Origin of the sequence: Mycobacterium sp. E1214 (assembly GCF_001666755.1) — a bacterium.
Lineage (GTDB): Bacteria > Actinomycetota > Actinomycetes > Mycobacteriales > Mycobacteriaceae > Mycobacterium.
Genome location: NZ_LZJC01000143.1, coordinates 23,414 through 32,478, shown reverse-complemented (window position 1 = coordinate 32,478; position 9,065 = coordinate 23,414). Strand labels below are relative to the sequence as shown.

Genomic DNA, 9,065 nt, shown 5'->3' with positions numbered 1-9,065 from the left:
ACGAAGCCCAGTAGGAAAAACCCGGCAATGAATTCGAATAACCTGGCTTCGATATGCATTTCGCGTCGTCACCTACTCGGTGACCGGCACCAAAGCCCCCGGTGACATCATCTCGGTGACCTACGTCGACGCGTCGGGCCGGCGTCGCACCCAGCACAACGTCTACATCCCGTGGTCGATCACGGTCACCCCGATTTCGCAGTCCGACGTCGGCTCGGTCGAGGCGTCCAGCCTGTTCCGGGTCAGCCGGCTGAACTGCTCGATCACGACCAGCGACGGCACCGTGTTGTCGTCGAACAGCAGCGACGCGCCGCAGACGAGCTGCTAGATGGTGAGCAGATACTCGGCGTATCGCCGCGCGGTGGGGGACGACACGATCGCGCCCGACGTCATCGACCGCATCCTGATCGGGGCGTGCGCCGCCGTCTGGCTGGTGTTGCTGGGGGTGAGCGTCGCCGCCACCGTCGCGCTGGTCGACTTGGGTCGGGGCTTCCATAAGGCCGCCAGCAGCCCGCACACGACCTGGGTGCTGTACGCCGTCATCGTCGTTTCCGCGCTGATCATCGCCGGGGCGATCCCGATGCTGCTGCGGGCGCGCAGGCTGGCCCAGTCCGAGCCGGCCGCACGCGCGATGACGGCGCCCGACAGGCCGCCTGTGCGCCTGATGTCGCAGGCGCCGCGCACCGCCGCCGAGCGCGACAAGCGGCCGCGCTTCTCGGCCGCCACGACGCCGACCCCCGAGCCGGCCGGCGAGGCCGTGGACCGGGTCTGGCTGCGCGGCACGGTCCTGCTGGTCGGCACCATGGGCGTGGCCCTCGTCGCGGTCTCGACGGCGACGTACCTGATGGCGGTCGGCCACGACGGCGGCTCGTGGATCGCCTACGGCCTGGCCGGTGTCGTGACCGCGGCGATGCCGGCGGTCGAGTGGTGGCACGTCCGCCAGTTGCGCACCCTCGCGGCCGACGCCTAGCCGGAGCTCGATCCCGCGGCATCCCTTGCGGCCGGTCGCACCCGCGTCGGCCCAGCAGGCCACGCCCGCCGACAGCAGCCCCACAAACGGCAACGACGCGGGCCGCGCTCAAAGCGGGCCCGCGTCGTTGGCGCACTACTACTAGTGGTGACCGTTCTGGCCGTTGGAGCCGTGGCCGTTCGAGCCATGGCCGTTGGAGCCGTTCGATCCGGCGATGCTGCCCTGATGCTCGCGCAGGGCGGTCAGCGACCGCTGCTCGGCGCTGTGCGCCGCCTCGCGCAAGGCCGCGTCCTCCGACGCCGGGTCGGCGAACAGGAAGCTACCGCTGCCCGGCGAACCGCCCGAGCCGAGCTTGTTCATCCGCTTGGGCAACGCCGCGCCCTGGTACTCCAGCGGCAGCGGGTGACCGTGATCGTCGACCGGTCCCAGCGGCTGGTGCAGCTCGACGTAGGCGCCGTGCGGCAACCGCTTGATGATGCCGGTCTCGATGCCGTGCTCGAGCACGCCGCGGTCGCTGCGCTGCAACCCGATGCACCACCGGTAGGTGATGAAGTAGATCAGCGGCGGCAAGATCACCATGCCGATGCGCCCGATCCAGGTCGTCGCGTTCAGCGAGATCTGGAACTTCAGCGCGATGATGTCGTTCATCGCGGCGAGCGTGAGCAGCATGTAGAACGCGATCGCCATCGCGCCGATCGAGGTGCGGACCGGAGCGTCACGCGGGCGCTGCAGCAGGTTGTGGTGCGCGTAGTCGCCGCTGAACCGCTTCTCCAGGAAGGGGTAGACGATCAGCAGGCCGAAGACGACGCCCATCAGGATGGCCACCCACACCACCGCGGGAATGGTGTGGTGGAAGAAGTAGAACTCCCAGGGCGGCCAGATACGCGCCAAGCCCTCGGTCCACATCATGTAGAAGTCCGGCTGCGAGCCCGCCGAGACGTGCGAGGGCTTGTAGGGGCCCAGGTTCCAGATCGGGTTGATCTGCAGCAGGCCGCCCATCAGGCCGAGCACGCCGACGATCGCGGCGAAGAACGCACCCGACTTCACCGCGAAGATCGGCATGACGCGCACGCCGACGACGTTGTGCTCGGTGCGGCCCGGGCCGGGGAACTGGGTGTGCTTCTGGAACCACACCATGGCCAGGTGCAGGCCGATCAGCGCCAGGATGATGCCGGGCAGCAGCAGGATGTGCAGGGCGTACATCCGGGGGATGATCGCTCCCACCGTGGCGCACTCGTTGCCCACGCCGCCGCACGGGAAGTCACCGCCGAACAGCGCCCAGTGCAGCCAGGTGCCGATCACCGGCATGCCCAGCGTGATCGACGACAGCGCGGCGCGCAGCCCGATGCCGGACAGCAGGTCGTCGGGCAGCGAGTAGCCGAAGTAACCCTCGAACATGGCGAGGATCAGCAGCAGCGAGCCGATGACCCAGTTCGCCTCGCGGGGCCGGCGGAACGCGCCGGTGAAGAAGATGCGGGCCAGGTGCACCATGATCGACGCCGCGAAGATCAGCGCGGCCCAGTGGTGGACCTGGCGCACGAACAGGCCGCCGCGCACCTCGAAGGAGATGTCCAGGGCCGACGCGAAGGCCTTCGACATGTCCACGCCGCGCAACGGCTGGTAGACGCCGTTGTAGGTGACCTCGGCCATGGACGGGTCGAAGAACAGCGTCAGGTACACGCCGGTGAGCAGCAGCACGATGAAGCTGTACATCGCGACCTCACCCAGCAGGAACGACCAGTGCGTGGGGAAGACCTTGTTCAGCTGTCGGCGGACCGCGGCCGAGGGGTGATAGCGGCTGTCCACGCCCTCGCCCTGGCGGGCCATGATGTCGCCGATTTTCGGGGGACTCAGTTTTGGACTCATGTTGTCGTCCTCTCCCAGAATGCCGGTCCGACAGGCTCGATGAAGTCGCCGTTGGCAACCAGATACCCGTTGGTGTCGATCGTGATGGGCAGTTGGGCCAACGCGCGCGCCGCCGGGCCGAAGATCGGCTTGGCGAAGTGCAGCGCGTCGAACTGCGACTGGTGGCACGGGCACAGGATCCGGTAGGTCTGCTCCTCGAACAGCGAAGCCGGGCAACCCAGGTGCGAGCACACCTTCGTGTAGGCGAACAACTCGCCGTAGTTGAAGCTTTCCTGACCCTGACGCTTGACCACGCGGCCCATGTCGACGGGCCGGATGCGGATGAGCATCACGGGGTTACGGACGCCCTGGTTGATGGCGCGCAGCTTCTCCTGCGACTCCGGCGTGGTGCCGTCGCCGTCGGATTCGCGCCACGGGAACACGGTCTCCATGCCGCCGGCGTCGAGGTCCTCGGGGCGCATCTTGATGAACGGAGCCCCGGTGTAGTCGCCCGTGGCCCGGGCCAGAAAGATCGTCTCGCCCTTGTAGCGGGGGGTCCATCCGGAGGTCCACAGGACGGCCTTCTTGCCGTTCGCGGTGGGCACCACCGGCTTCCACGGGTTCTTGATCAGCCCGCCGGCGAAGGCGACCAGGGTCGACAGGCCGAAGGCGCCGAGGCCCACGCCCAGCGACAAACCGATCAGCTTGCGGCGGCCCACGGTGGAGCCCTCGAAGGCGTCACCGAGGTTGGCGACGACGGTCTTGCGGTCGATCTCGGGGGAGGCGCCGTCGTGGCGATCCTGGATCGAGATCTCCTCGGGGATGAACCGCTTCTGGTAGAGGATGACGCCTATCGCGATCGACAGGATCGACATCCCGAACGTCAGCCCGTACAGCGGCGTGGTCAGGTCGTAGAGGAAGCTGCCGTCGGTGCCCTTCGGCTTGTACTCCCACGGCCAGAACAAGAAGATCAGCAGCAGCGCGAGCCCGAACCCGCCGCCCGGCAGCAGCCACACGGCGACGCCGCGCTCGGCGCGCTTCTCGGCTTTGGTGCCCTCGACCGGCCAGCGGGGCTCCTTGACGATGGTCTCGACGCCATCGAGGCGGCCGCCGAGCGCGACCAGTTCCTCCCGCGACATCGCGGCCAGCGCCGCGTCGTCGGGCTCCTTCTCGCCGACACCCTGGGTGCTGCCACCGGTGTCAGAGCCGCGAACGTCGTCCGTCATCTTGCGCCGCCCCTCCACATCGCTGTCATCGCTTCACCCTGCGTCGTCTCGGCGCGGCTCATGATGCTCGTGCCCCAATCCACAATGCCAGCCCGATGGCGGCAACCATCCCGATGATCCACGCCGCCATGCCCTCGGGCGCGGGACCGAAGCCGCCGAGGCCGTAGCCGCCCGGCTGCGTCTCCTCGGTGACCGCCTTGACGTAGCCGATGATGTCCTTCTTGGCCTCGAACGACAGCTGGCGGTCGGAGAACTTCGGCATGTTCTGCGGGCCCGTCCGCATCGCGGCCAGGATCTGCTGCTCGTTGGGTGCCTCCAGCGGGGGCGCGTACTTGCCCGAGGACAGGGCGCCGCCCCGACCGGTGAAGTTGTGGCAGGACGAGCAGTTCAGGCGGAACAGGTCGCCGCCGCGGCCCAGGTCGTCGCCGCGCAGCGAGCGCATCGCCAGCGTGCCGTCCGGGTTGCGCACCGTCGTCGGGCCGCCGCCGTTGGCCTGCACGTACGCACCCAGCGCGTCGACCTGCGTCTCGTCGAAGATCGGCTCCTTGCGGGGCGCCTGCGCCTCGCCGGTCATGGCGGGCATCCGGCCGGTGGAGACCTGGAAGTACACGGCCTCCTCGCCGACGCCGATCAGGCTCGGCCCGCGGTCCTGCACGCCCTGCAGGTTGGCGCCGTGGCACGACACGCAGGACGTCTCGAACAGCTGCTTGCCGGTCCGCAGCAACGCCGAGTTGGACTCGTCGGCGACCGCGACCTGCGGCCGGGGCGTCAGGACGGCGGCCAGCCCGCCGGCGATCGTCAGCGCGATCAGCAACAGCAGGCCGCCGGACAGCCGGCGGCGCAGCCGCCGCCGCGAGCGATCGCTCGCGGCGTTTCGCGGCTTCCGGTTTCGCATGGACCCCAGCTTCTTCAACCGAGCACTCCTGTTCATTCCGTGATTCGGAGCCGTCGGCTCATCGGATGAAATAGATGACCGTGAACAGCGCGATCCACACGATGTCCACGAAATGCCAGTAGTAGGAGACGACGATGCTGGCAGTGGCCTGCGCGGGGGTGAACTTGCTCATCGCGGTGCGGGCCAGCAGGAAGATGAAGGCGATCAGCCCGCCGGTCACGTGCAGGCCGTGGAAACCGGTGGCGAGGTAGAACACACTGCCGTAGGCGCTGCCCGGAATGGTGGTGCCGTGGCTGACCAGGTGGTAGTACTCGTAGCCCTGCCCGCAAACGAAGAACAGGCCCATCAGGAACGTGAGGACATACCAGCGGCGCAGCCCGAAGACGTCGCCGCGCTCGGCCGCGAACACCCCCATCTGGCAGGTGAACGACGACGCGATCAGCACCAACGTCACCGGAACCGCTTGGTAGAGGTTCAGTTCGGTGGGCGGCGGCGGCCATTTGCCACCGGATTGGGCGCGCGCGGTGAAGTACATCGCGAACAGGCCGGCAAAGAACATCAGCTCGCTGGACAGCCAGACGATGGTGCCGACACTGACCATGTTCGGCCGGTTCAGTGAATGAACCCGCGATGTAATTGCAGTGCCTGAAGTTCCGACAGCGCTGGTCACAATTGCAAGTATGACGCTTTGTAGTTGACGAACTCCACCCGGGGCGGCTTTTGGTGCCGGGTGTGTTCGGATCCGGGCGGCGCCCGCGGCGACGGGGGCCGGGCGCGCCGGCGGTTGGGGCGCGTTCGCCGCGCGTGGGACCATCGGCGCGTGGCTCTGACATCTGAGGGTGCGCCTGGGATCCCCGGGTCCGCGGCGGCGCCGTCGTGGCCGCAGATCCTGGCCCGGCTGACCGCCCGGCGCGAACTGGCGCGGGGTCAGGCGGCCTGGGCCATGGAGCAGGTCATGGCGGGGCAGGCCAGCGCGGGCCAGATCGCCGCCTTTGCGGTGGCGATGACGATGAAGGCCCCGACGTCGGGGGAGGTCGGCGAGCTGGCCGACGTCATGCTGCGCCACGCGCGCCCCCTGCCCGACGGCGTGACCGGGCAGGACGCGGTCGACATCGTCGGAACCGGCGGTGACGGCGTCAACACCGTGAACCTGTCCACCATGGCATCGATCGTGGTCGCCGCCGCCGGGGTGCCCGTGATCAAGCACGGCAACCGGGCGGCGTCGTCGCTGTCCGGCGGCGCCGACACGCTCGAGGCCCTCGGCGTGCGCATCGAGGCCGGCCCCGACGAGGTGGCCCGCAGCCTCGCCGACTTGGGCATCGGGTTCTGCTTCGCGCCGCTGTTTCACCCGTCGTACCGGCACGCCTCGGCGGTGCGCCGCGAGATCGGGGTGCCGACGGTCTTCAATCTCCTTGGGCCGCTGACCAATCCGGCGCGGCCGCGGGCCGGGCTGATCGGCTGCGCCTTCGCCGATCTGGCCGAGGTGATGGCGGGCGTCTTCGCGGGGCGCCGGTCCAGCGTCCTGGTGGTGCACGGCGACGACGGCCTCGACGAGCTGACGACGACCACCACCAGCACCATCTGGCGCGTGCAGGCCGGCACCGTGGACCGGCTGACGTTCGACCCGGCCGGGTTCGGGTTCCCCCGCGCCGACGTCGCCGACCTGCTGGGCGGCGACGCCCAGTTCAACGCGGCGGAGGTCCGGGCGGTGCTGGCCGGGGCCACGGGCCCGGTCCGCGACGCCGTCGTCCTCAACGCCGCCGGCGCCCTCGTCGCGCACGCCGGGCTATCCAGCCGCGCTGAATGGTTGCCCGCCTGGGAGGACGGGCTGCGCCGCGCCAGCGCGGCCATCGATTCCGGGGCGGCCGAACAGCTGCTCGCGCGATGGGTGCGGGTGGGTCAGCAGCCCTGAGTCGGCGTCGTGACGGGTGAGCTGGTCGGCGGCCAGCCGCGCCGAGCGGGCCGCCGCCGCCCACGCCGCCCAGGTGCCGGCCGCGCGTAGCGGTGACGCCCAGCCGCCGGCGTCGGGGGTGCCCTCGACCCGGACGATGCGCACACCCGGGGTGGTCAGCCAGCGCGCCAGCAGCGCGGTCTCCTCGACCAGCGCGCCACCGAGCGGCGCGGGCGTGGGCAAGATCGCCTGTGCCCCAAGGGAAAGCGCGTCGACCACCGGCATGGGCGGCACCCCGCGGCGGGCCGCACCGGCCGCGGCGAGCTGGCCGTAGCGAACGACGGCCAGCTGGTAGCCGCCGGCACCGTCGGGCGCCGCGGCGATCAATTCGGGCAGCGCCGCCAGCGCACGCAGTCGCTGACCACGCCACAAGATCTCTACCGCGGCGGCGGTGCGGTCCCGCAGCCGGGCGGCGCTTTCGAAATGCCGTCGTTCGGCCAGCGCCGTGACCTGATCGACGGCGGCGGTCAGCGCGCCGTTGTCGGCGCCGTCGATCAGCGCCGCGGCCCGCGCGACGGCCGCCGCGTACCGGGTGGCCGTGACGTCCCGGGCCGCGGGGCAGGGCGACACCTCCGTCTGCGCGCAGAGCGGACCGTGCAGCGCCGAGCGCCCCAGCCGGGTGGCGCAGGTCCGCACGCCGGTGAACCGGGCCAGCAGCGCGGCCGTGTCCGCGGCGTCGGTGCGCGACCGGAACGGTCCCACGGCGCGGTCGTGGCGGGGCGCCCGCACCACCACCAGTCGCGGGAACGCCTCGTCGCTCAGGGCCACCCACCACCAGCGGTGCGGGAACTTCGACCGCCGGTTGTACGGCGGGGCGTGCGCGGCCAGCATCCGCAATTCCCGGACGCCGGCCTCCAGCGCGTGGGCGCACTCGACATGCTCGATCGCTTCGGCCAGCGCCACCATCTCCTTCATCCGGCGGCGCGGGTCGGCGCCGGTGAAGTACTGGTTCACGCGGCGCCGCAGGTCCGTGGCCGTGCCCACGTACAGCACCTCGTTGGACGGCCCGCGGAACAGGTAGACGCCCGGCCGGCGGGGCAGGCCCTCGGCCAACACCCGTTTGCGGCGCTGCGCCGGGGTCACGTCGGGCAGGTAGGAGCGCAGGTCGGCGTAGGTGTGCACGCCCTGGTTGCCGACCCGCTCGATCAGCGCATGCAGCACGTCGACGGTGGCGCGGGCGTCGTCGAGTGCCCGGTGGGTGGGCTGGGTGGTCATGGCGAACAGGCGGGCCAGGGCGGCCAGGCGCACGCTGGGCGCCTCCTCGCGGCTGAGCACGCGGCGGGCCAGCCGGACCGTGCACAGCACCCGCGGCCGGGCCCAGGCGATGTCGCAGCGCTGGGCCGCGGCGCGCAGGAACCCGACGTCGAATCCGGCGTTGTGGGCGACCAGCACCGCGTCGCCGGCGAACTCCAGGAACATCGGCAGCACCGCGTCGATGGTCGGCGCGTCGCGCACCATGGCGGTCGTGATGCCGGTCAGCTGCACGACCTGCGGCGGGATGCTGCGCTGCGGGTCGACCAGGGTGGCGAACTCGCCGAGCACCGCCCCGCCGCGCACCTTGACCGCGCCGATCTCGGTGATGGCGTCGGGGGGCGTGTCGCCGGTGGTCTTGGTGCGGCCGCCCGTGGTCTCGAGGTCCACGACCACGAACGTCGTCTCCCTCAGGGACACGTCGTCGGTGGTGAACGGCGAACCCACGTCGGCGAACGTCAATTGGCTGGCCTCGCTCGCACCCACGGCGGTGACGTTAAGCCCGGGCACCGACACCGCGGCCGTCCCACGCCGCCGTCGCCCGCGCGATCGAAACGTGTCGGTGCCCGCCGTTAGCGTTCGCCGCAACGACGAGATGTTCGCCGGACCAGACCGACCGAGAGGACCGACCGTGGCATCGAACAGTGGACGCGAAGGGGACGGCATGACGGAGTTCGGGTCGACGGGCGGACCGCCCGGAGCGGGAACGCCGGTGGTGATCGACTGCGACGACTGCGCGGTGCGCGGGCCCGGCTGCCGCGATTGCGTGGTCAGCGTTTTGCTGGGGGTGCCGGAGACGCTATTGCAGGACGAGCGCGCCGCGCTGGAGGTGTTGGCCGAGGTCGGGCTGGCCCCAAGGCTGCGGTTAGTACCGATTCATCGGGGGCGCGGCACCGGTGTAGCGTAGTCGCCTTGTGTGTCACAAAA

General features: G+C 70.5%; 7 protein-coding genes and 2 pseudogenes. 4 read left to right on the top strand and 5 right to left on the bottom strand.

Annotated elements, in window-relative coordinates; all coding sequences use genetic code 11:
* Positions 1 to 61: 61 nt before the first annotated feature.
* Positions 62 to 328 (top strand): annotated as a pseudogene (locus A5700_RS20380) (MmpS family transport accessory protein); the annotation flags it as partial.
* Positions 329 to 970, top strand: a complete 642-nt coding sequence (locus tag A5700_RS20375; protein ID WP_068072602.1) for a DUF2561 family protein — start codon at positions 329 to 331, stop codon at positions 968 to 970. It abuts the pseudogene before it with no gap.
* A gap of 141 nt (positions 971 to 1,111) precedes the next feature.
* On the opposite strand, the gene A5700_RS20370 is transcribed toward A5700_RS20375, so the two are convergent.
* Genes A5700_RS20370 through A5700_RS20355 form a run of 4 tightly spaced genes read right to left on the bottom strand, consistent with a single transcriptional unit; the run spans position 1,112 to position 5,606 of the window.
* Positions 1,112 to 2,836 carry a cytochrome bc complex cytochrome b subunit gene (locus A5700_RS20370; RefSeq protein WP_068072599.1) on the bottom strand — a complete coding sequence of 575 codons (1,725 nt, stop codon included), beginning with the start codon at positions 2,834 to 2,836 and terminating at the stop codon, positions 1,112 to 1,114.
* Positions 2,833 to 4,041: a ubiquinol-cytochrome c reductase iron-sulfur subunit gene (locus tag A5700_RS20365; protein ID WP_068204960.1), complete on the bottom strand. Its 1,209-nt coding sequence runs from the start codon at positions 4,039 to 4,041 to the stop codon at positions 2,833 to 2,835. Before A5700_RS20365 ends, A5700_RS20370 begins: the two co-directional genes overlap by 4 nt.
* 58 nt (positions 4,042 to 4,099) lie before the next feature.
* Entirely contained in the window at positions 4,100 to 4,954 is an 855-nt protein-coding gene (locus A5700_RS20360; protein WP_068072595.1) for a c-type cytochrome, read from the bottom strand.
* Positions 4,955 to 4,994: 40 nt separating this feature from the next.
* Positions 4,995 to 5,606: a heme-copper oxidase subunit III gene (locus tag A5700_RS20355; protein ID WP_068072592.1), complete on the bottom strand. Its 612-nt coding sequence runs from the start codon at positions 5,604 to 5,606 to the stop codon at positions 4,995 to 4,997.
* Between the two features lie 150 nt (positions 5,607 to 5,756).
* Between A5700_RS20355 and trpD the strand changes: the two genes are divergently transcribed.
* Positions 5,757 to 6,848, top strand: coding sequence for an anthranilate phosphoribosyltransferase (gene trpD / locus A5700_RS25570; protein WP_231973875.1), 1,092 nt, complete (start codon positions 5,757 to 5,759; stop codon positions 6,846 to 6,848).
* On the opposite strand, the pseudogene A5700_RS20340 reads toward trpD, so the two are convergent.
* Positions 6,786 to 8,804 (bottom strand): annotated as a pseudogene (locus A5700_RS20340) (DEDD exonuclease domain-containing protein); the annotation flags it as partial. The gene trpD and the pseudogene A5700_RS20340 sit on opposite strands and share 63 nt — an antisense overlap.
* Between A5700_RS20340 and A5700_RS20335 the strand changes: the two are divergent.
* Entirely contained in the window at positions 8,803 to 9,045 is a 243-nt protein-coding gene (locus A5700_RS20335) for a hypothetical protein (protein ID WP_231973874.1), read from the top strand. The pseudogene A5700_RS20340 and the gene A5700_RS20335 sit on opposite strands and share 2 nt — an antisense overlap.
* Positions 9,046 to 9,065: the final 20 nt, after the last annotated feature.